The sequence below is a fragment of the Aurantimonas coralicida DSM 14790 genome (assembly GCF_000421645.1).
In the GTDB taxonomy this organism is placed as follows: domain Bacteria; phylum Pseudomonadota; class Alphaproteobacteria; order Rhizobiales; family Rhizobiaceae; genus Aurantimonas; species Aurantimonas coralicida.
Genome location: NZ_ATXK01000002.1, coordinates 193,842 through 214,274, shown reverse-complemented (window position 1 = coordinate 214,274; position 20,433 = coordinate 193,842). Strand labels below are relative to the sequence as shown.

15 protein-coding genes and 1 pseudogene are annotated in these 20,433 nt (G+C 65.6%); 2 read left to right on the top strand and 14 right to left on the bottom strand.

Translation table 11 applies throughout. The annotated features are described in order from the left end of the window. Nucleotides 1-257: 257 nt before the first annotated feature. Nucleotides 258-611, bottom strand: a complete 354-nt coding sequence (gene rpsO / locus H536_RS0105540; RefSeq protein ID WP_276324913.1) for a 30S ribosomal protein S15 — start codon at nucleotides 609-611, stop codon at nucleotides 258-260. Between the two features lie 211 nt (nucleotides 612-822). Between rpsO and H536_RS0105535 the strand changes: the two genes are divergently transcribed. Further along, nucleotides 823-1,941 carry a GNAT family N-acetyltransferase gene (locus tag H536_RS0105535; RefSeq protein ID WP_024349521.1) on the top strand — a complete coding sequence of 373 codons (1,119 nt, stop codon included), beginning with the start codon at nucleotides 823-825 and terminating at the stop codon, nucleotides 1,939-1,941. Further along, nucleotides 1,942-2,832 carry a PIG-L family deacetylase gene (locus H536_RS0105530; RefSeq protein ID WP_024349520.1) on the top strand — a complete coding sequence of 297 codons (891 nt, stop codon included), beginning with the start codon at nucleotides 1,942-1,944 and terminating at the stop codon, nucleotides 2,830-2,832. A gap of 197 nt (nucleotides 2,833-3,029) precedes the next feature. Here the strand turns inward: H536_RS0105530 and H536_RS0105525 are convergent, their stop codons facing one another. From H536_RS0105525 to lnt, 13 genes and pseudogenes are all read right to left on the bottom strand, one after another. Further along, complete coding sequence (locus H536_RS0105525) at nucleotides 3,030-5,252, bottom strand: ATP-binding protein (RefSeq protein ID WP_155898399.1); 2,223 nt, start codon at nucleotides 5,250-5,252, stop codon at nucleotides 3,030-3,032. A 626-nt stretch (nucleotides 5,253-5,878) separates the two neighbouring features. Beyond that, a complete protein-coding gene (locus tag H536_RS0105520; protein ID WP_024349518.1) occupies nucleotides 5,879-6,808 on the bottom strand; it encodes an alpha/beta hydrolase in 930 nt (309 codons plus the stop codon). A 2-nt stretch (nucleotides 6,809-6,810) separates the two neighbouring features. Further along, nucleotides 6,811-7,845, bottom strand: coding sequence for a magnesium/cobalt transporter CorA (gene corA, locus H536_RS0105515; RefSeq protein WP_244495364.1), 1,035 nt, complete (start codon nucleotides 7,843-7,845; stop codon nucleotides 6,811-6,813). 172 nt (nucleotides 7,846-8,017) lie between these two features. Next, complete coding sequence (gene truB / locus H536_RS0105510) at nucleotides 8,018-9,004, bottom strand: tRNA pseudouridine(55) synthase TruB (protein WP_024349516.1); 987 nt, start codon at nucleotides 9,002-9,004, stop codon at nucleotides 8,018-8,020. Then, nucleotides 9,004-9,417, bottom strand: coding sequence for a 30S ribosome-binding factor RbfA (gene rbfA / locus H536_RS0105505; RefSeq protein ID WP_024349515.1), 414 nt, complete (start codon nucleotides 9,415-9,417; stop codon nucleotides 9,004-9,006). Before rbfA ends, truB begins: the two co-directional genes overlap by 1 nt. A gap of 132 nt (nucleotides 9,418-9,549) precedes the next feature. Further along, nucleotides 9,550-12,651 (bottom strand): translation initiation factor IF-2, encoded by a 3,102-nt coding sequence (gene infB / locus H536_RS0105500; RefSeq protein WP_024349514.1) that lies wholly within the window; start codon nucleotides 12,649-12,651, stop codon nucleotides 9,550-9,552. Between the two features lie 129 nt (nucleotides 12,652-12,780). Beyond that, nucleotides 12,781-13,413 (bottom strand): annotated as a pseudogene (locus H536_RS0105495) (RNA-binding protein); the annotation flags it as partial. 25 nt (nucleotides 13,414-13,438) lie between these two features. Next, nucleotides 13,439-15,049 (bottom strand): transcription termination factor NusA, encoded by a 1,611-nt coding sequence (gene nusA / locus H536_RS0105490; RefSeq protein WP_024349512.1) that lies wholly within the window; start codon nucleotides 15,047-15,049, stop codon nucleotides 13,439-13,441. Between the two features lie 188 nt (nucleotides 15,050-15,237). Continuing rightward, nucleotides 15,238-15,846 (bottom strand): ribosome maturation factor RimP, encoded by a 609-nt coding sequence (gene rimP, locus H536_RS0105485; protein WP_024349511.1) that lies wholly within the window; start codon nucleotides 15,844-15,846, stop codon nucleotides 15,238-15,240. A 245-nt stretch (nucleotides 15,847-16,091) separates the two neighbouring features. Continuing rightward, complete coding sequence (gene trmB, locus H536_RS0105480; RefSeq protein ID WP_024349510.1) at nucleotides 16,092-16,793, bottom strand: tRNA (guanine(46)-N(7))-methyltransferase TrmB; 702 nt, start codon at nucleotides 16,791-16,793, stop codon at nucleotides 16,092-16,094. Nucleotides 16,794-16,796: 3 nt separating this feature from the next. Then, nucleotides 16,797-18,053, bottom strand: coding sequence for a methionine adenosyltransferase (gene metK / locus H536_RS0105475; RefSeq protein ID WP_024349509.1), 1,257 nt, complete (start codon nucleotides 18,051-18,053; stop codon nucleotides 16,797-16,799). A 184-nt stretch (nucleotides 18,054-18,237) separates the two neighbouring features. Then, on the bottom strand, nucleotides 18,238-18,657 hold the full coding sequence (locus H536_RS0105470; protein ID WP_009211039.1) for a helix-turn-helix domain-containing protein: 420 nt from the start codon (nucleotides 18,655-18,657) through the stop codon (nucleotides 18,238-18,240). Between the two features lie 149 nt (nucleotides 18,658-18,806). After that, complete coding sequence (gene lnt / locus H536_RS0105465) at nucleotides 18,807-20,402, bottom strand: apolipoprotein N-acyltransferase (protein WP_169513622.1); 1,596 nt, start codon at nucleotides 20,400-20,402, stop codon at nucleotides 18,807-18,809. Between the last annotated feature and the right edge of the window lie 31 nt (nucleotides 20,403-20,433).

The following is a 20,433-nucleotide window of genomic DNA, read 5'->3' as shown; positions in this document are numbered from 1 at the left end:
TGGTCATGGGCGGCGCGCGTTGCGGTGCCGAAACGCATCACGGGCAAGACGACGGGAGGCTTCGCTTGTGGCACGCGGCGGGGCGACCCGCATTCGCACCGGAAGCATCCGGCAATCCTGCCCCGTGACCGTTCGAAGGGTCGGACCTGCGAGCCTTGCGGGCGCGCCGGATACCGGGGCATGACCGCCTCCGACGTGCGGAAGCGGCATAAGCGGCGGGCCGGAAGCGTATCGCCCCCGGCCCGCCGGAAAACTGACTAGCGGCGCAGTCCGAGACGGCCGATCAGGGTCGTGTAGCGCTGCTCTTCCTTGGACTTCAGATAGTCGAGGAGGCGGCGGCGCTGGGAGACCATCTTCAGAAGGCCACGACGCGAGTGGTTGTCCTTCTTGTGGTCCTTGAAATGCTCGGTAAGGTTGGTGATCCGCTCGGTCAGGATCGCAACCTGGACTTCCGGCGAACCGGTGTCGCCGTCCTTGGTGGCGTATTCCTTCATGAGCTCGGCCTTGCGCTCAAGCGTAATCGACATCGGATTCCCTTTCTTGGAAAATGTGAGGGTTGGTCGCCCTGGCCGGGATGTCGTCCAGCGAGGGCCATGAACAGCGCGGGGCAGGCAAACCGCCCGGCGCTGCGGCGCATATACGCGATCTCGGCCCACAATGCTAGCCGCGACCGGCCAGCGCCCGTTTCGCGCCGCCGCCGCCGTCGATCTGACCTCATATACATTGCCGGCTAAGCAAGCATTGCGCCATCACGATCGCGTCAACCGAATATCAACAGGGTAACCGGTAACAATGCTGCACGAAACGGGCGACCCTGATCCCATGCCAGCAGCATCAGACGATCACGACCTGCGTATCGCCTGCGAGAAGAGCTTCGACTTTTCTGGCCCGGACTATGCCCGTCTCTTCGAAGCCGCGGCCACCGGCGCCTTCGCCCATCCGCTCTGGCTGGGCACATTCTACGCGATGCTGGCGCCGGCGCGGGGCGCGGCGCCCGTCATCGTCACCGGCCGCCAGCCAAACGGCCGCCTCGTCTTCGTCTTGCCGCTGATCCTGCGCCGCGTTCAGGGCATCCGGCTCCTGGAAGCCACCGATCTCGGCGTCAGCGACTACGCCGCGCCGGTGATCGACCCGGCGAGCCGCCCGGCGCTTGCCGCCGACACGCGGCTTACCGCCCGCATCCGCGCCGTCCTGCCGGGCCACGACATGCTGCGCCTGCGCCCGGTCCGGCCCGAATCCGTCGCCGACTGGCGGCTGTTCCTGGCCGCCGAACCGCAGCCCGCCGATTTCAGCGCCCATGCCGCCACCCTGACGGCGCCCTATGCCGACTGGCGCCGGACGGCCTTTTCGCGCAGCTTCCAGAAATATCTCGACCGCCGCAAGAAACGCCTGCTGAAGAACCCGGCGGTGCGGCTCGACAGACTGGAGGGCGCCGCCGCCGCCGAAGCCGTCCACCGGCTGCGCGATTTGCGCAGCGGCCGCTTCGACGGCGACCCGATCCAGACGCCGGACGTCGCCCGGTTCTACGCCGCCATCGCCGAGCGCGGCAGCGGCGCCGGCTTCTGCGCCCTCTACCACCTGTCGGAGGGCGACACGCCCATCGCCTATGTCTTCGCCCTCACCCAAGGCGAGCGGCTGCTCTACCTGCTGATCGGCGCCGACTACGACAATTTCGGCCGCCATTCCCCCGGCCTCGTCCTCTACGACCTGATGATGGAGGACTGGCTGGCGCGCGGCGGCCGCATCTTCGACTTCACCATCGGCGACGAAGACTTCAAGGCCGATTTCGGCACCGCGCCGACACCGATGTTCATCCTCACCGGCACACCCACTGTACTGGGACGGGCCGCCCGGCTAGTCTTTGCGATACGCGAAAAACTTCGCCGTCTGCGCGGGGTCATGCTGCGCCGCACAGTATCGACGAAGACCAGCGAGACATAAATGCCTGCCAGGCCCGACTTCCTGACCAATTCCATGATCATCGGCGCGCATCCCGACGACGAGATGCTGTGGTTCAACGCCATCGTCGGCAAGGTGGACAAGGTCGTCATCGTGTTTCGAGACTTCTGGGCCGCGCCCCGGCTCGGCCCGGCGCGGGCGGCGGCCATGGCGGCGCTGCCTCTGCGCGACGTCACCTGCCTCAACATCGCCGAGCCCGGCAGCTATGGCTGCGCCGACTGGCAGAACCCGGTGCTGACCGATTACGGCATGCGGCTCGGGCCCGAGGAGACCCGCCGCGAGGTCACGCGCCTGGCCAAGCGCGCCCTCGGCAAGGTCTCGCCGCTGTCGCCGGTCACCTCGCCCGAGCGGGTCGACCAGACCTACCGGGACAATTTCACCCGCATCTGCGACGCGCTGGCGCCGATGCTGACCCCCGACATGAACGTCTTCACCCACAATCCCTGGGGCGAATACGGCCATGAGGACCATGTCCAGGTCTTCCGCGCCCTCGATCATCTGCGCCGCAGGATCGGCTTCACTTTGTGGATGTCGAACTACTGCACCGAGCGCTCGCTGCCGCTGGCCATGCGCTATCTGCGCTCGGACCCGGCGCCCTATGTGCGGCTGCCGACCGACAAGGCGCTGGCCGAGGCGATCGCCGACGTTTACCGCGAGCATGATTGCTGGACCTGGACCGACGACTGGGCCTGGTTCGACGACGAATGCTACATCGAGGCGCCCCGCGGCGAGGCCGGCGGCAACCAGAACCGCCTGATGCCGCTCAACTTCTTCAGCGGCGAAACCGCGCCCCGCAAGCCCCTGCCCCTCAAGACCTCCTCCGCCCTCATCCTCTCCGCCCTCGCCGGCGCAGCCCTGGCGGAGCTGTGGTAGGGGGGACGGCTCCGGTTGCTGCCATCGGCAAGCTGCGCGGACGAAACAAAGCCGTTCGGCTTGCGCGGAAGTGTGATCGATAACGGACTCCCTCGCCTAATATAACGGAAGAGTCTGGCCGCCATGGCCCGGATGGCGCTTGGCACGCCGACAAACAGCGGCTGCGGCTTCGTTCGCTGCAGATGAATCAGCGACTCCTAATCGCCCAAGGGAACGGCATCGGCGCCTCTGACATTATTCGCGACGTCAGGAGGCTGGACCGTATTCGGTCGCCGCGGAGGGTTGTTGGGTCGAAACCGAGCTCGGAAGTTATCTTGGTCGTTCAGCCGAATCAAAACGGGATTCTCTGAAGAAGAAGCCTTCCCGAACACGACCGCGTGCCGAGGCTGCATCGAAGATAGAATGGCAGCATAATCTGAACCGATGTAATTGCCGAGGAAATCCTTTCCTGTGTCATCGAATGTTCGCATAGCGAAAATCGTATTGCACTGGTTCAGGATGGTCTTGGTCACATTAGCTGTACGCTGCGTAATGAGAAGGCAGCCAAGGCCATATTTTCTCCCCTGAAGGATGGCCCGGGCGCTTTTCGCCGTGGCCACCTTGTCTCCCTCGGCCGCCACGCTATTCCACTCGGGAACAAGTGTATGCGCCTCTTCGTATACGAGACAAAGGCGTGCGTGGTCGGTCATACCGCGCTCCTGACAAATGAGCAGTGCAGCGTCCGAAAATATCGCCGTTATTTCCGAAGCAGTAAGCCTAAGAAACGCTGCCGTATCCGCGTTCCAACCCGACACCTGTTTTGTAACGCGAAATTGCGCTGGGTTGTATATCCTGAGATAGTGGTCATCATCTTCCTCGAGAAACGCCCTCAACTGGTCGACAACGGCGTTAACAAAATTATTTCGTGAACCACCATGCTCCTTGTTCTGATGTGCATTTCCACCTGCACCAGCAGCCATCAATTCCGCTTTCCTCGCGTCCTCGAATGCCGGATCTAGGAAATCACCTAGGAGAGTTTCGTATTGGTTAGTGAGGTCGAGGCACAGGACCTTTATACCCTGTGCAATCATCCGTTCGACCAGTTCAATAGCAAGGTAGCTTTTTCCGACCCCCAGAATTCCTAAGATCGCAGTATTGTGCGTAACGCACTCCGATGGATCCAGGCGGACGCCATACGGCGTGGCCGGGAAATGCCCAATGCAGTCGTCGCCCGGGCCGTCCTCTAGCTTCTCGAGCAAAAACACCGGCGCGTTCATTCGAGGCATCCAAGGGACCGGGCGGAATCTACGATCGCCATCATCCCACATGCCTATCTTGCGAGCCTTAGCGCGCGCGTAGCCGTACTTGTTTTTCTGCTGAACAATCTCGTCTCGGGTCACGCCATCTACTACTTGGTAGATGACCCGCTGGCTGTCCCCCACCCGTACCTCAGCAAGCGAACCTTCGGCTAGTCCGGCTTCGTTAATGACTTCGAATTGCAGATATTCCGGACTGGTCTCCGTATCGACGATACCGCACAATCGGTCGATCCATTGAAGGGCTCGAATGTCGGCCTTATCCTCCTCCGTGACGGCAATCGAGATAGCCACGCCGCTCGTTGCTTTCGCACTGCTATCAAGGTTTGACGCCAGTCGCTTCGGCAACGATGCTGTAAGGACCCGCAACAGATTGCCTTCGTCACGTCCTACATAGTTGAGTGCCACACCGAGCAACGGCGGGCCATGCTCATCTGAAATCACCATCGGAGTGCCTCTAGCAATATTCTTCGCTTCGGCTTGTCGGACAAGGACGATTCCGGGTGATTGATGCGCGACTACCGAACCGATGAGATCGTCTCGACTGATGGGCTTCGGCATGTCTAGGAAGAATAGTATGTATTTAGCTAGCGCTTCTAAAGGCTGGAATACCGTAATGACGGTGAACGTAGCTAAAATAGAAAACACTTCTACAGGTGTATCCCTGTGAAATAACCAGACCGCCGCGGTAATAACCACTCCGAAAAGAATGTTAGGACTACCCAAGCCAACCACCGCCCGCTCGGCCAATCGCCATGCAGTTGACGGCTCCTCCCCCAGAGGCGGGCGCAAAATAAGGAGAAGGATCGAGACAAACGCGATAGTCGCGCAAAATCCTATCGTTGCGCCGAGCACATATGCATCGGTAGTCCACGGGGTCACCACCGGCAACGCGGATAACAACGCCAGCAATGCCGTGACACCGTTTATAAGTGCGCCGGATGGCGGTGTGAAGTATGGATTAAGGATGCGACTGCCGAAAAGGAGGCTCGCTACTCCGCCATACAACCAAACTGCGTTCTCGTTCGGCCACAACCCCGTGTCTACAATCACGCCTTGAACAATAAGTAAGCCTGCAATGTATATGACGAGGGCAGCTGCCCTGATTTTAGCCTCCGGAATCAACACAAACCCCTAAGAATCGCCGCTACTCCATGTATGCAGCTTATTCGCTTACAATTCTATGGCAGCGCGCACGCCGTAGATAATTGACTACGAAATAACACGTGACCGCTCAGGTATGTAAGAACCGTCGATCGTCGTCTCACGTGCGGTAAGAGCCTCACAGTCCGAAAACTTATCCCCGCCCCTCGCCACCGCCTGCACACTGCCCTCACCGCGTCCCCGACGGGACGGACGATCGCCGGGATCGTTCGGGGAGGCGGGCGGCGTCCGCGACGCCTGGCCCTTCCGGAGGGTCGGGCGGCCCGGACGGATGCGTGGCCCCGCCGGACCCTGCCCACTAGGAGGCGGCGCGGAACGGTCCGCATGCGGGGCAACCCGCACCGAGCCGGCAGCCACCCACCCCGATGCCAGCACCGCGCCAATGCGGCGCCGGCAAACGGGCGGGTGAAACGCATTCGCTAGACGCCGTGCGGAGCGCCGGAGGCGAGCCGATATACAAAACAGTCGGAAGGTTCGCCTCCGGCGCTCCGCTGCCCATCGGCAGCCGGACGAGATCCGCCGGGGCAGGCCCGGCGCGGAACGGGCCACAGCCGGGGCGCATCGCGCCGCCGGGCGCGGCCGCGCGCCTAGCCGAGGAAATCCGCGATGCGGGCGCGCAGATCGGCGGCGCGGGCGATCCAGCCATCCATCTGCAGGAATGCGTGGATCATGCCCGCCTCGCGATGGGCGGTGACCGCGACGCCGGCTTCGCCGAGGCGCGCGGCAAACCCCTCGCCCTCGTCGCGCAGCGGATCGTGCTCGCAGGTGATCACCAGCGCCCGCGGCAGGTCGGCGAGGTCCGCCGCCAGAAAGGGCGAGGCGCGCGGCGTGTGGCGCTCGGCGACATCGGGCACGAAGAGGTCGTTCTCATAGGCGAGCGAGCCTCGCGTCATCACATGGCCGCTCTCGGTGCCAAGCGACGGCCATGGGCGGTCCGGCCGCAGATCGGTGTTGGGATAGACCAGCACCATCGCTTCGGGGGCCCGCTCGCCCGCCTCGCGCAGCGCCAGCGCCACGTCGGCGGCAAACAGCCCACCGATGGAATCGCCGCCGATGGCAAGGCGCGCCGGGTCGCAGCCGAGCGTTTTGGCCGCATCGCGCAGGGCGCGCGTGGCGGCGAGGCAATCGTCCTGGGGTGCGGGATGGGGATGTTCGGGCGCCAGCCGGTAATCGACCGAGGCGATCGCCCAGCCGGTCGCTGCGGTCAGCTGGCGCAGCGGCACGTCGTGGCCCTCCAGCGAGCCCGCCATGGCGCCGCCGCCGTGATACCAGACCATCAGCGGCGGCGATGCTGCGCCGTCTGGCCGGGTCAGGCGCACGCGGATCGGCCCGGCCGGGCCCGGCACGTCGATGTCGCGGGCGCCGACGCCGACGGGCGCCTCGCCGGAATAATCCGCCATGGCGCCGGTCATGGCGCGGGCCTGGGCGAGCTTCTGGGCGGCATCGCGCGGCGCCACCTGCACGGCGGCCTTGCGCGCCAGATCGGCGAGAACGGCCTTGGCTTCAGGGTCGAGCATGATCAGATCCAGCGCCGTTTGCGGAAATAGACCAGCAGGCCCAGCGCCAGCGCCAGCATGAAGGCGAGCGCGATCGGGTAGCCGAGCGGATGCTGGGTCAGCGGCATGTTCCAGTCGGAGATCTCCGGGTTGAAATTCATGCCCCAGAGACCGGCGAGAAAGCCGAGCGGAATGAAGATGGTCGAGATGATGGTCAAAAGGTTGATCACCTCGCTCGTCTTGGCCGCCGACAGGGTCATGTGCAGATCGATCAGCCCCGAGGCGGTGTCGCGATAGGTCTCGTTGGTGTCAATCAGCTGGTCGGCATGGTCCTGCACGTCGGTGAAATAGACCCGCGTCTCGGCCCGCAGCCACGGCCGGTCGAGCCGCAGGATGACGCCCAGCGCGTCGCGGGTCGGCCGCAGCCAGCGCTTCAGGCCGAGGAGCTCGCGGCGCAGGCCATGCAGATCGTGCACCTGGTCGCCGTCGACGCCGGCCAGGATGTCGTCCTCGAGCTGCTCGATCCTCGCGATCTGGGCGTCCACCACCGGGAAATAGGCGTCGATCACCGCATCGATCAGGGCATAGGCGAGATAGTCGGCATGGCCGGCCAGGAGCCGCGGCGCGCCCTTGGCGATGCGCTGGCGCACCGGCTCGAAACTGTCGCCGCCACGCTCCTGGAAGGTCAGGACGAAGCCCTCGCCGAAGAACAGCGACAGCTGCTCGCTGCCGCCCTCGCGGTCGAGCATCCGCATGACGACGAAGGCGTGATCCGCCTGCACCTCGCATTTCGGCCGCTGGGCGGTATCGAGCACGTCTTCCAGCGCCAGCGGATGCAGGCCGAAGGCAGCGCCGATGGCGCGGATCGCCTCGATGTCGGCAAGGCCCGAACAGTCGATCCAGACGAGCGGCCACGCCTCGCGCAGCGCCAGGGCGACTTCGACCGTCACGCCGGTCTGGCGCAGGCTCTCGCCGCCGCCGATGGCGACGACGCTGATGACGGTGGGGGCGGCCTGCGGGTCGGCCTCGAGGGTTCCGGGCGGCGCACCAACGGCCAAACGCCGCGCCTTCTCCTTGCGCCGTGCCCGCCGCTTCTTTCCGGGTATGCTCGCCAGTCTCATCGCGCCCCTGATGCCCTGCTGCCATCCGGAGGTTTATCCGGGCGGCTCACTCGCAGCGAGATAAGGCGCGCCGACAGGATCGACAGGCGCGAACGGGATCAGCGGTGGTTCAGCCCTTGCCGCCGAACACCCGCTTGGGACGGAAGGAGCCCTCTTCGACCGAACCCAGCGCGATCAGCCGGCCATGGCCGGTGGCATAGGCCTCGTCGCAGAAGGCCGGCGCATCGCGCCCGCGCAGCAGCACCGGATTGCCGGAGAGAACGCGGCTCGCCTGCTCGTCGCTGAGCATCACCTCGTAGAGATCCGACAGGGCCGATTCCGGGCTGACGAGATATTCGTCCAGCGGCTCGAAATCGACGACGCGCGGTTTGGCACCGGATTCGATCGCCTCGGCGTCGAGCTCTTCCATGCCCTCCTCGGCCGCCGCCTCCAGCTCGCTCAGCGGCACCAGATCATCTTCCCCGAAGGCGCCGACGGAAACCCGGCGCAGCTCGACCACATGGCCGTAACAGCCCAGATCGCGGCCGAGGTCGCGGGCGATGGCGCGCACATAGGTGCCCTTGCCGCACTCGGCCTCGAAGACCGTCGTCTCGGCATCGGGCATCTCGACGATGTCGAGGCGATGAACGGAGACCGTGCGCGGAGCGATCTCCACGGTCTCCCCCTCGCGCGCCAGGTCATAGGCCCGCTCGCCGGCGATCTTGATGGCCGAGAAGTTCGGCGGCACCTGGGTGATCTCGCCGGTATAGTCGGCCAGCAGGTCCTCGATGTCGGCCCGCGACGGGCGCGCTTCGGAAGAATTGACCACCGGCCCCTCGGTGTCGTCGGTCGTCGTCTCGGCGCCCCAACGGACGCTGAAGCGGTAGACCTTGCGGCCGTCCATGACGAAGGGAACGGTCTTGGTCGCGTCGCCCAGCGCGATCGGCAGCATGCCGGAGGCCAGCGGGTCCAGCGTGCCCGCATGGCCGGCCTTCTGGGCGAAGAACATCCATTTCATCTTCGACACGGCCTCGGTGGAGCCCATGCCCTTGGGCTTGTCGAAGATGATCCAGCCATTGATCGGCCGACCCTTGGGCTTCTTGCCACGGCGTGCCATCAGCCGTTGTCCTTGTCGTCGTCCTCGTCATCGAGGTCGCGCGCGACCTCCGGCGATTTGAGGAGCGCGTCGATGCGCGCGAAATTGTCGAAGGAGGTATCGGTGCGAAACCGCACCTCCGGCATGTATTTCATCTGTCGCAGCGCCGGCGTCAGCCGGCCGCGGATGAAGCGGGCATTGCGGTTCAGCGCGTCGACGAAGGGCTTGGTCTCGGTCTGACCGAGGATCGTCACATAGGCCGTCGCGAGTTTGAGATCCGACGACATGCGCACCTCGGTCACCGAGACGAGCGCCTTCTCCAGCATCGGATCGTTGATCTCGCCGCGCTGCATCACCTCGGTAAGGGCGTGCCTGACCTTCTCGCCGACGCTCAACTGGCGCTGCGAGGGTCCGGAGGATGAGGTTCGGGCCATATCCGAATCGTCCCGTCATATCGGTGGATGGGCAAAGGGTGCTCGCCGTTTCCGGCCAGCGTGACGCGCAAGGCTCGGCGGGCGAGGATCGCTCCCCGCCCGCCGATTGAGCCCTGTTGTTTCCGCGTCGCCCTAGAGCGTGCGGGCCACGTGCTCGACGCGGAAGCACTCGATGACGTCGCCCTGGCGAATGTCCTCGTAGCGCTCGAAGGCCATACCGCATTCCTGGCCGCTGATGACCTTCGGCACTTCGTCCTTGAAGCGCTTAAGCGTCTTGAGCGTGCCTTCGTGGATGACGACGTTGTCGCGGATAAGGCGCACGCCGGCACCGCGCTCGACTTCGCCCTCGGTGACGAGACAACCCGCGACCTTGCCGATCTTGGTGATGTTGAACACTTCCCGGATCTCGGCATTGCCGAGGAAGGTCTCGCGACGCTCCGGCGACAGCAGGCCGGACATCGCATCCTTCACGTCATCCACGAGGTCGTAGATGATGTTGTAGTAGCGGATCTCGATCCCGTCGCGGGCCGAGGCGTCGCGGGCCTGCTTGTTGGCGCGGACATTGAAGCCGATGATCGCGGCATTGGATGCCGCGGCGAGCGCCACGTCCGACTCGGTGATCGCACCGGCGCCCGAATGGACGATCCGGGCACGAACCTCGTCGGTGCCCAGTGCGTCGAGCGCGCCGACAATGGCTTCGATCGAGCCCTGCACGTCGCCCTTGATCAGCAGCGGGAACTCCTTGAGCCCCGTATCCTGAAGCTGCGACATCATCTGCTCGAGCGAACCGCGCTGGCCGGCATTCTTGGCGACCTGCTTCTCGCGGGCCACGCGCTGGCGGTAGTCGGCGATCTCGCGGGCCTTGCCCTCGTTCTCGACGACGGCCATGCGGTCGCCGGCAAGCGGCGTTCCCTGCATGCCCAGCACCTCGACGGGCGTCGACGGCGCGGCTTCCTTGATCTGCTCGCCCTTGTCGTTGATCAGGGCGCGCACGCGGCCCCATTCGTCGCCGGCGACGACAATGTCGCCGATCTTGAGCGTGCCGGTCTGGACGAGAACGGTCGCGACCGGACCGCGGCCCTTGTCGAGCTGCGCCTCGATGACGGAACCCTCGGCGGTGCGCTCCGGGTCGGCCTTCAGGTCGAGCAGTTCGGCCTGCAGCAGGATCGCCTCGAGCAGCTTGTCGAGGTTGAGCCCCTTGGTGGCCGAGACCTCGACGTCGAGGACCTCACCGCCCATGGATTCCACGAAGACCTCGTGCTGCAGGAGGCCCGTGCGGACCTTCGAGGCATCGGCGCCCGGCTTGTCGATCTTGTTGATCGCCACGATGATCGGGACACCCGCCGACTTGGCGTGATTGATGGATTCGATCGTCTGCGGCATGACGCTGTCGTCGGCCGCCACCACCAGAACGGCAATGTCGGTCGCTTCGGCGCCACGGGCACGCATCGCCGTGAAGGCGGCGTGGCCCGGCGTGTCGATGAAGGTGATCTTCTGACCATCCTGCTCGACCTGGTAGGCGCCGATATGCTGGGTGATGCCGCCGGACTCGCCGGACACCACGGACGTCTTGCGGATCGCGTCGAGCAGCGAGGTCTTGCCGTGATCGACATGGCCCATGATCGTCACGACCGGAGGGCGCGACTGCAGCTTCTCGACATTATCCTCGACGTTGAAGATGCCTTCCTCGACGTCGGATTCCGCCACGCGGCGAACCGTGTGTCCGAATTCCGACGCGATGAGCTCGGCCAGATCCGCTTCGATGATGTCGCCCGGCTTCATCATCTGTCCCTGCTGCATGAGGAACTTGATGACGTCGACGGAACGCTCCGACATGCGGTTGGCGAGTTCCTGAATGCTGATCGTCTCTGGAATGGTCACTTCGCGTGCAATTTTCTCCCGCGGCGTATTCTGCTGCGAGCGTTTGAACTTCTCCTGGCGGCGCCGGATCGACGACAGGGACCGGCCCCGTGCGCCATCATCGGCGGTCAGCGCCTTGTCGAGCGTCAACTTGCCGCGACGGCGCCCGGCATCGCGATCCGGACGGGCCGGCTTCGGCGCCTCGGCCCCCTTGACCGGACGACGGACGCCCGGACGGGCGCGCGCATCGTCTTCCTCGCCGGGCCGGCGACGGGCGTCACCGCGACCACGTGCAGCGGCAGCTTCCGCCGCCTCTGCGTCGGCTGGGCTCGGCGCCGGCGCGTTGGCGTCGGCCTTGCCCTGCGGAGCGCGGCGTTCCGCATCGGCCTCGGCCTTGCGGCGGGCCTCGGCCTCGAGCTCGAGCCGGGCGTTCTCCTCGGCCTGACGGCGCTCGGATTCCTCACGCTCGCGCTGACGGCGCTCGTCCTCGGCAATGCGGCGGGCTTCCTGCTCCTGGAACAGGCGACGGTCTTCGGCCTCGCGCTGCTTGGCGAGTTCGAGCGCACGGCGGCGGGCATCCATCTCACGCGATGACAGGTCGCTGAGAACGGCGCCGCGTGGCTGCCGACCCGTGGCCGGTGCCGCGGGACGACGCTCGTCGCGACCGCCCGGTCGTCCACCACCCTGCGCCGGACGACCACCAGCACCAGCCTGGCCGGGACGGCCCTGCGGTGCGGCACCCGTACGGCCGGCAGCCGGACGTGCAGTCGGCGCGGCAGGCGTGCTGGCGACCGGCGCGGCCGGCTTTGCGGCAGCCGGTTTCTCGGCGGCAGGCTTCTCTGCAGCGGGGGCCGCAGCGTCAACCTTCGGCGCATCCGGCTTGGCCGCGGGGGCCTCCGGTGCCGGTACTTCCGCGGCCGGTATCTCGGGCGCAGCCGGAGCGGTCGCTTCGGCCTTCGCCGCGACCGGAGCTTCCGGCTCGCTCGGTGCCGGTGCCTTGGCAGCCGGCTCCTCGCCGGGCTTGGGACCGAGCTGAATCTGCTGCGGCCGACCGCCGGCCTGGGGCGGGGTCGGCGGCGGCGTTGTCGGCGCGACGCGTGGCGACGTCGCCTCTGCCGGCGTTTCGGCCGGCTTGGCGGGTGCAGCCGGCTGCGGCGCACGCGGCTTCAGGCCGGCGGCGACCGCAGGCGATGCCTCGCGCTCCTCCGGCTTGGCGATGCGCCGCTTCTTGGTCTCGACAACGACGTTGTTGGTGCGCCCATGCGAGAAACTCTGGCGCACCGTCGACTGCTCGACGCCGCTCCGCTTCAGGGTCAGGGTCTTCTTCGTGCTGACGCTCAGCGTCTTGTCGTCGCCGGACTTGGTATCGCTCATCTACGCTTCCGCTTCCTGCGCGGGATCGAGCCCGCGCCCTTCATCTTGCCCGGAGCGTCGCTGTAAAGGCGCTCCCATGTCGTTCCCAGTATCGGTCACGTGGCCGGCGGACCCTGCGGGCGCGCCTGAAACCGATCCGGAGCCTTCGCCCCGATATGTCGCGAGTGCTCGAAGGCACGTCGCCGCAGCCGAGCCCGCGCCACCGGCAAGGATCGCTGCATGTATCACATTCCCCTGGCCAAAGGCCAAACCCAATTCGTCCGCATCGAGCAGACGCAGGGATGAAATCTCAGTTCCGCCGGTCGCCGCGACCGCGCGTCGTGCGGCGTCCAGCTTGCGTATCCCGTCCGGCGCCGCATCGCTGGCATGGATCACCATGAGCGCGCGTCCCGACCGGATGGCCGTATCCACCTTGGTCGCGCCGGTCACCAATTGTCCGGCCTTGCGAGCCAGCCCGAGGGCGCCCAGTGCAGCCTTGGCCAGAAGCCCGTCCACCTGATCGCCGAGATCGGCGGGTCCGGTGACCTGCGCCCGGAACGCCCGGGCGAAGAGCTTGCGGCGAACCGCCTCGTCGACCAGCGTCCGGTCGAGGGAGACATGGGCTCCCCGACCGGGAAGTCGACGCCGCAGATCCGGCACGACGGCCCCGTCGGGGCCACGCACGAAGCGGATGAGATCGGCAGGATCGCACGTCCGACGTGAAACGATGCACGTACGATCGTTCAATTCAACCTCCGCTTCGTCGCCCGCGTCCTCCGTCATGCCGATTCCCGGCCCGTCCTTCGACTCAGACCGCCTGGCCTTCCTCGGCCTCGTCGGTCATCTCTTCCTCTTCCGGTCCGGCAAGATCCGCTTCGGTGATCCAGCCGGCAATCAGACGCGCCTGCAGCACCATCTGGTCGGCGTCGGCACGCGACACCTCGAAGGCAGACAGTGCCCCCGGGAAACGCGTCGTCTCGCCGTTCTTGCGCTCGGTCCAGCCGATCAGATCGTCGGCGGCGCAGCCGGCGAAGTCTTCCATCGTCTTCACGCCGTCCTCGCCCAGCGCCACCAGCATCGGCGTGGTCACGCCGTTGATCTGGCGCAGATCGTCGCTGACGCCCAACTCGACGCGCTTGGCGTCGAACTCCGCCTCGCGGCGCTCCAGGAATTCGCGTGCGCGCTCCTGGATCTCGGAAGCCGTCTCGTCGTCGAAGCCTTCGATCGCGGCGACCTCGTCCTGGTCGACATAGGCGATTTCCTCGACGGTGGCGAAGCCTTCCGACGCCAACACCTGACCGACCATCTCGTCGACATTCAGGGCGTTCATGAAGGTCTCCGAACGCTCGGCGAATTCCTTCTGGCGCCGCTCGGATTCTTCCTGCTCGGTCAGGATGTCGATGTCCCAGCCGGTGAGCTGCGAGGCAAGCCGGACATTCTGTCCGCGACGACCGATCGCCAATGACAATTGGTCATCGGGGACCACGACTTCAATACGCTCGGCGTCCTCGTCGAGCACCACCTTGGCGACTTCCGCCGGCTGCAGCGCGTTGACGAGGAAGGATGCGGCGTCCGGCGACCAGGGGATGATGTCGATCTTTTCGCCCTGCAGCTCGCCGACCACAGCCTGCACGCGCGAACCGCGCATGCCGACGCAGGCGCCGACCGGATCGACGGAGGAATCGCTCGAGGTCACCGCGATCTTGGCGCGCGAACCCGGGTCACGGGCGACGGCCTTGATGGTGATGATGCCGTCGTAGATCTCCGGCACTTCCATGGTGAAGAGCTTCGCCATGAACTGCGGATGGGTGCGCGACAGGAAGATCTGCGGACCGCGCTGCTCGCGGCGCACATCGTAGACGAAGGCGCGGACGCGATCGCCATAGCGGAACAGCTCCCGCGGGATCTGCTCGTCGCGGCGGATGATGCCCTCGCCGCGGCCGAGATCGACGATGACGTTGCCGTATTCGACCCGCTTGACGGTGCCGTTGACGATCTCGCCGACGCGGTCCTTGTATTCGTCATACTGGCGGTCGCGCTCTGCGTCGCGCACCTTCTGGACGATGACCTGCTTGGCGGACTGGGCCGCGATGCGACCGAAATCCATCGGCGGCAGTTGCTCGGCGATGAAGTCGCCCGGCTCGGCGTCGGGGTTCTTGTCCCGGGCAAGGTCGAGATAGATCTGGGTGTTCGGATCCTCGACCTCGTCGACGACCTCGAGCAGCCGCTGCAGCTTCATCTCACCGGTCTTCTGGTTGATGTCGACGCGGATGTTGGTTTCCTGGCCGTAGCGCGAACGTGCCGCCTTCTGGATGGCGTCGGCCATCGCCCCGATGACGATCTCCCGATCGATCGACTTTTCCCGCGCGACAGCGTCCGCAATCTGCAGAAGCTCCAGCCGGTTCGCACTGACTGCCATTGTCTCTTCTCCTGACTTCGAACCGTCCGCCGCTCAGCCGCAGTCGGTCCCATCATCGCTTCCGGCCGTCCACCCTTGAGGTGGCTTGTGGCGCCTGGCGTCCAGTCGGCTTACCGACCGGGTCACACCGCAGCGTCCGGCTTGTCGTTCGTCATAAGGCGGCGGGCGCTGGCGCCCGCTGCGCCATTCTAGTGCTCGGAGGCTCCCGCCTCGTCGTCGTCGCCGGCATCCGGATCGACGTCGCCGCGCGCCTTGCGGGCAGCCTTGTCGGCCTTCAGGGCCGCGGCGATCAGATCGTCGGTCAGGATCAGCCGCGCTTCGCCGATGGCATCGAAGGGAATCTCGACCGCGCCCGGCTCGCCTTCGGCAGGCTGGTCGCGTTCGACGGTGATCGCCTCGTCGCCGACGGCCACGATCTTGCCGCGATAACGCTTGCGCTCGTTGATCAGCCGGTTGGTCTCGAGCTTCATCAGGAAACCGGCCCAGGTCTCGAAGTCGCCCTTGCGCACGAGGGGACGGTCGATGCCCGGCGAGGACACTTCCAGATGATACGCCTTGTCGATCGGATCGTCGACATCGAGAACCGGAGAGACCGCGCGCGACACCGCTTCGCAATCCTCGACGGTCATCGTGCCGTCCGGCCGCTCCGCCATGATCTGCAGCGTCATGCCGTTGAGGCCCGATGTGCGCACGCGCACCAACCGGTAGCCGATCTGCTCGATCGCCGGCTCGACGATCTCAGCGACGCGGCCTTCCAGGCCCTGTTCCTTCACGATGCGGTCTGTAGCGGTCGTCACGGTACTCCGAGAGAAGTGTTGCGGGCCGGCGTCCGACCCGGCCCAATTGATCGATCCGCGACATGGATCGGCGCCTTGACGCGTGATCACTGGAGATACCGTACCCCCGGTAATAAAAAAGAGCGGGACCGGCAGGACCCACTCTCTCGACCACATCGCAGAGAATTTGGGAGGGGTATACGCCGTTTTGCCCGATCCTTCAAGCATCTTCACGTCGGCCCCGGCCACGCCGCGGCAAAACCGCCTCAGCGGCGACGGAAAGTCAGGTAGGCCGGCGGGCGTCCCTCGCGGATCGCCTTCGCCTCGTAGCGGGTGCCGGGCCACGCCTCATAGGGTGTGTGCCAGTCGGCCGCGCGCTCGGCCGTCCATTCGAATTCGGCATGATCGCGGCAGTGGCGCAGCGTCCAGTCGACATAGGTGTCGATGTCGGACGCGAAGCGAAAGCTCGATCCGGGCGCCAGCACCCGCGCGATCCGGTCCAGATTGCGCGCATTGACGAACCGCCGCTTGAAATGGCGGCGCTTGGGCCAGGGGTCGGGATAGAACAGATCGACGCCGGCAAGGCTTGCCGCAGGCAGCCAGTCGAGGAGACGGGTGGCGTCGTCATCGTAGAGCCTGAGGTTGGGCCGCGGCGCATCCTGGATAGCGCTGAGCAGCTTCGCCATGCCGTTGACGAAGGGCTCGACACCGATGAAGCCGACGTTCGGAAAGCGTCCGCTTTCGTGCAGGAGATGCTCGCCGCCGCCAAAGCCGATCTCCAGCCGCACCGCCTCGACGGGCACCGGAAACAGATCGGCCAGAGATTCGGGGGCAGGCTGGGTGAGGTCCGGCCGCAACTGCGGCAGAACCTCTTCGATCAATGCGGTCTGGCCGGGCCGGAGCTTCGGCCCCTTGAGCCGGCCGAAGAACGCCTCGCGCGAGCGCTCGGGATGTCCTTCGGCCGTCATCGATCAGCTGGCCAGCGCGGCCTTCAGCTTCGGCGCGAGATCGGTCTTCTCCCAGGAGAAGGAACCGTCACGGCCGGGCTTGCGGCCGAAATGCCCGTAGGCTGCGGTCTTGGCATAGATCGGCTTGTTGAGGTCGAGATGACGACGGATGCCCGTCGGCGACAGATCCATCACCGCGCGGATCGCCTTCTCGATGGCCACTTCGTCGACATTCTTGCCGGTCTCGTGGAGGTCGACATAGACCGCCAGCGGCTGGGCGATGCCGATCGCGTAGGCGAGCTGGATCGTGCAGCGGTCGGCGAGCTTGGCCGCCACGACATTCTTGGCGAGGTAGCGCGCGGCATAGGCGGCAGAACGGTCGACCTTGGTCGTGTCCTTGCCGGAGAACGCGCCACCGCCGTGGGGCGCCGCACCGCCATAGGTGTCGACGATGATCTTGCGGCCGGTGAGGCCGGCGTCGCCGTCCGGGCCGCCAATGACGAACTTGCCGGTCGGGTTGATGTACCAAGCGCAATCGTCGGCGATCGCGATATCGCTCAGGGCTTCGCGGATATAGGGCTCGACGACCGTCCGCACCTTGGCGGAATCCCAGCTGTCATCTGTGTGCTGGGTGGACAGGACGATCGAGCTAACTTCGAATGGCATGCCGTCCTTGTAACGCACGGTCACCTGGCTCTTGGCGTCCGGGCCGAGATGCGCCGCATCGCCCTCGCCCTTCTTGCGGGCGGCCGCCAGGATCTCGAGGATCTTGTGCGCATAGAAGATCGGCGCCGGCATCAGGTCCGGCGTCTCGCGGCAGGCGTAGCCGAACATGATGCCCTGATCGCCCGCGCCTTCGGCCTGGTTGGCGCCGTCCTCGGCGTCAGACGCCTTGTCCACGCCCTGGGCGATGTCGGCCGACTGCGAATGCAGCAGGATGTCGACCTTGGCGTTCTTCCAGTGGAAGCCGTCCTGCTCGTAGCCGATATCGCGGATCGCGCGACGCGCGGCAGACCGGAAACGACCGGCATTGATGACTTCGTTGCCGTTCTTGTCGGTCTTCATCAGGCTGGCCGGCAGGCGAACCTCGCCGGCGATGACGACGCGATTCGTGGTCGCCAGGGTCTCGCAGGCGATGCGAACCGACCAAGGGTCAACGCCAGTCTTCTTGGCCTCTCGATAGATCAGATCGACGATCTCATCGGAGATCCGGTCGCAGACCTTGTCGGGATGGCCCTCCGACACGCTTTCGCTGGTGAAGACATAGTCAGAACGCGCCATCGATTCCTCTTTCCGTTTCTGGAGAATCCCGCTCGGGGCAGTCAGACGCGAGAGCTTGTCGTGCCGTTGAGCACCACAACAGGAACTTACGCCCGGCTTGAATCTTGCGGAATGCGGTTTGGGGCAATGGCAGCGCGGCGTCAAGTGCGCCCGGGGCTCACGTCTGACGCGAGTCGCTCAGAACCTAGCTGTCGGTCTCGCCCGAGTCGGCCAGGGTGCGGACCAGATCGATGACGCGGCGGCGGACCTTCGGATCGGAGATGCGCACGAAGGCCCGGTTCAGTTGCAGGCCTTCGGAAGAAGAAAGGAAGTCGACGACATAGTCCGGGCTCGATGGTTCCTGCAGACTTTCGCTGCCGGTCATGCCCGTGGGCGCGTCCTCGAAGAAGAAGGACACCGGGACGGTCATCACTTCTGAAATCCGCTGCAACCGGCTGGCACCGATCCGGTTGGTGCCCTTCTCGTATTTCTGGATCTGCTGAAAGGTGATCCCGAGGCTTTCGCCCAATTTTTCCTGGCTCATGCCGAGCATGGTCCGACGAAGACGAACCCGCGACCCGACGTGGATATCCACCGGATTGGGCTTCTTCTTGTTGTCGACCATGGCGGGTGCCTCTTCTCTCAGCATCATCGACATCGCAACTTCCATCCGATGCGGCGGGCCGTCATCCCCATCGGCGGTGCGCCTCCGGGCCCCAGAAAATTGTCGCAATCAATTTCGGCCTTCGGGTTAGGCAGCGCGTGTCGCGCATGTCAATCAATCAGAGCGCGCATCTTTAACCGCATTGCTATCGGGATCATCCATATTATGAAAAATGCAATCCAGAATGGGGTGTTGCCCCAGCGGGCGTAGATCGTGGCGGGGGCGGCCTTGGGCAGCGGTGTCTCGATGCTTCCCGTCGCCCCGAGCGCCAGCCCGTCGAGCCGCCGTCCATAGGCGTCCGTGACGACCGAGATGCCGGTGTTGGCGCTGCGCACGAGCGGCAGTCCGAAGGCGACCGACGTCAGTTCGGCCAGCCGCGGATGCTGGTAGGGGCCGGGCGTGTCGCCATACCATGCGTCATTGGTATCGTTCACGAAAAAGCCCGGACGGTCGTCGGGCGCGCCGGCCTCGATCTCGGAAGGAAAGATGATTTCGTAGCAGATCAGCGGCAGGAAGGACGGTGCGCCTTTGAGCGGAACCGGACTGCGCACGGTGCCTGCCGAGAAGCCGCCGGGCATCTCGGCGAGTTGCGACAGACCGAACCCTTCGAGAAATTCCTGGAACGGCAGATATTCGCCGAAGGGGACCAGATGCGTCTTGTCCCGCGCATCCACGATCTGGCCTTCGTCGTCGATGACGTAGACCGAGTTATACACACGCGAAGAGGTGATATCGGTGCCTTCGAGCCGTGCCGCGCCAGCGATCAGCGTCTCGCCGGGCTGCAGCGCCTCGGCGATTCGCGCGATGGCGTCGGGTCGCTCGGTCAACAGGAACGGAAAGGCGGATTCGGGCCAGACGACAAGGGTGCGCGTCGCAGGGTCGGCGGGAGCATCCGGGGCAGCACCTCCGGCTGCCGAGGGATCGACGCTCGCCGCGACGGAGTCGGCTCCGGTCAGCGACAGGTGGCGCTCGAAGATCCGCTCCGCTTCGTTCTCGTCCCATTTCAGCGATTGCAGGATATTGGGCTGCACCACCCGGACCCGGACATTCTCGACCAGTTCGGTCGGATGGGCCTGCAGCCGCCAGGCCCCGTATCCCACATGCAGGACGAGCAGGGTCGCCGCGGTCGCCAGCATTGCCGCCCGCCCCCGCCGGTCGACAAGGACAGCCGGGCTGGCAAAGACGATGACGGCCAGAAGCGTCAGCCCGTGCACGCCGACGAGGCTGCTCGTCTGCATCAACAGCGGCAGCGGCGCGGCCATGACGCCGATCTCGTTCCAGGGAAAGCCCGTGAACAGGATTTCGCGCAGATATTCGAACAGCGCCAGCGAGCCGGCCAGCGCCAGGATTCGATACGCGCTGTCGGTCCACACGCAACGCGCCAGCGCGGCCGCCAGCCCGAAATAGATGGCGAGGATCGCCGGCAGGCCGAGCACCGCGAGCGGGATGAAGATCGCAAAGCTCGCCGCGTCGACCATCATGGCGGCGCCCAGCCACCACAGGCCGGCGACGAAATAGCCGAAGCCGAACAGCCAGCCCGTGACGAAGGCCGGCGCCATGCGGCGCAGGGCCGAGCGGCCCGGCTCGGCGGCCGCGCCGTCAAGGAGCCAGACGAGCAGCGGGAAACCGATGAAGCCGACGGCGGGGAAATTGTAGGGCGGCAGGGCGAAGGTACAGATCGCCCCCGCCGACAGCGCCAGCACCATGCGGCGCCAGCCTTCGGCGAGCGACACCCAA

Bases quoted from the DNA above. Each gene is read 5' to 3' on its own strand.
- trmB (WP_024349510.1), bottom strand. From the start codon at position 16,793: ATGACGGCCGAAGGACATCCCGAGCGCTCGCGCGAGGCGTTCTTCGGC.
- H536_RS0105520 (WP_024349518.1), bottom strand. From the start codon at position 6,808: ATGCTCGACCCTGAAGCCAAGGCCGTTCTCGCCGATCTGGCGCGCAAG.
- metK (WP_024349509.1), bottom strand. From the start codon at position 18,053: ATGGCGCGTTCTGACTATGTCTTCACCAGCGAAAGCGTGTCGGAGGGC.
- rbfA (WP_024349515.1), bottom strand. From the start codon at position 9,417: ATGGCCCGAACCTCATCCTCCGGACCCTCGCAGCGCCAGTTGAGCGTC.
- H536_RS0105470 (WP_009211039.1), bottom strand. From the start codon at position 18,657: ATGGTCGACAACAAGAAGAAGCCCAATCCGGTGGATATCCACGTCGGG.
- H536_RS0105535 (WP_024349521.1), top strand. From the start codon at position 823: ATGCCAGCAGCATCAGACGATCACGACCTGCGTATCGCCTGCGAGAAG.
- H536_RS0105530 (WP_024349520.1), top strand. From the start codon at position 1,942: ATGCCTGCCAGGCCCGACTTCCTGACCAATTCCATGATCATCGGCGCG.
- nusA (WP_024349512.1), bottom strand. From the start codon at position 15,049: ATGGCAGTCAGTGCGAACCGGCTGGAGCTTCTGCAGATTGCGGACGCT.
- infB (WP_024349514.1), bottom strand. From the start codon at position 12,651: ATGAGCGATACCAAGTCCGGCGACGACAAGACGCTGAGCGTCAGCACG.
- truB (WP_024349516.1), bottom strand. From the start codon at position 9,004: ATGGCACGCCGTGGCAAGAAGCCCAAGGGTCGGCCGATCAATGGCTGG.
- lnt (WP_169513622.1), bottom strand. From the start codon at position 20,402: ATGGTGCTGGCGCTGTCGGCGGGGGCGATCTGTACCTTCGCCCTGCCG.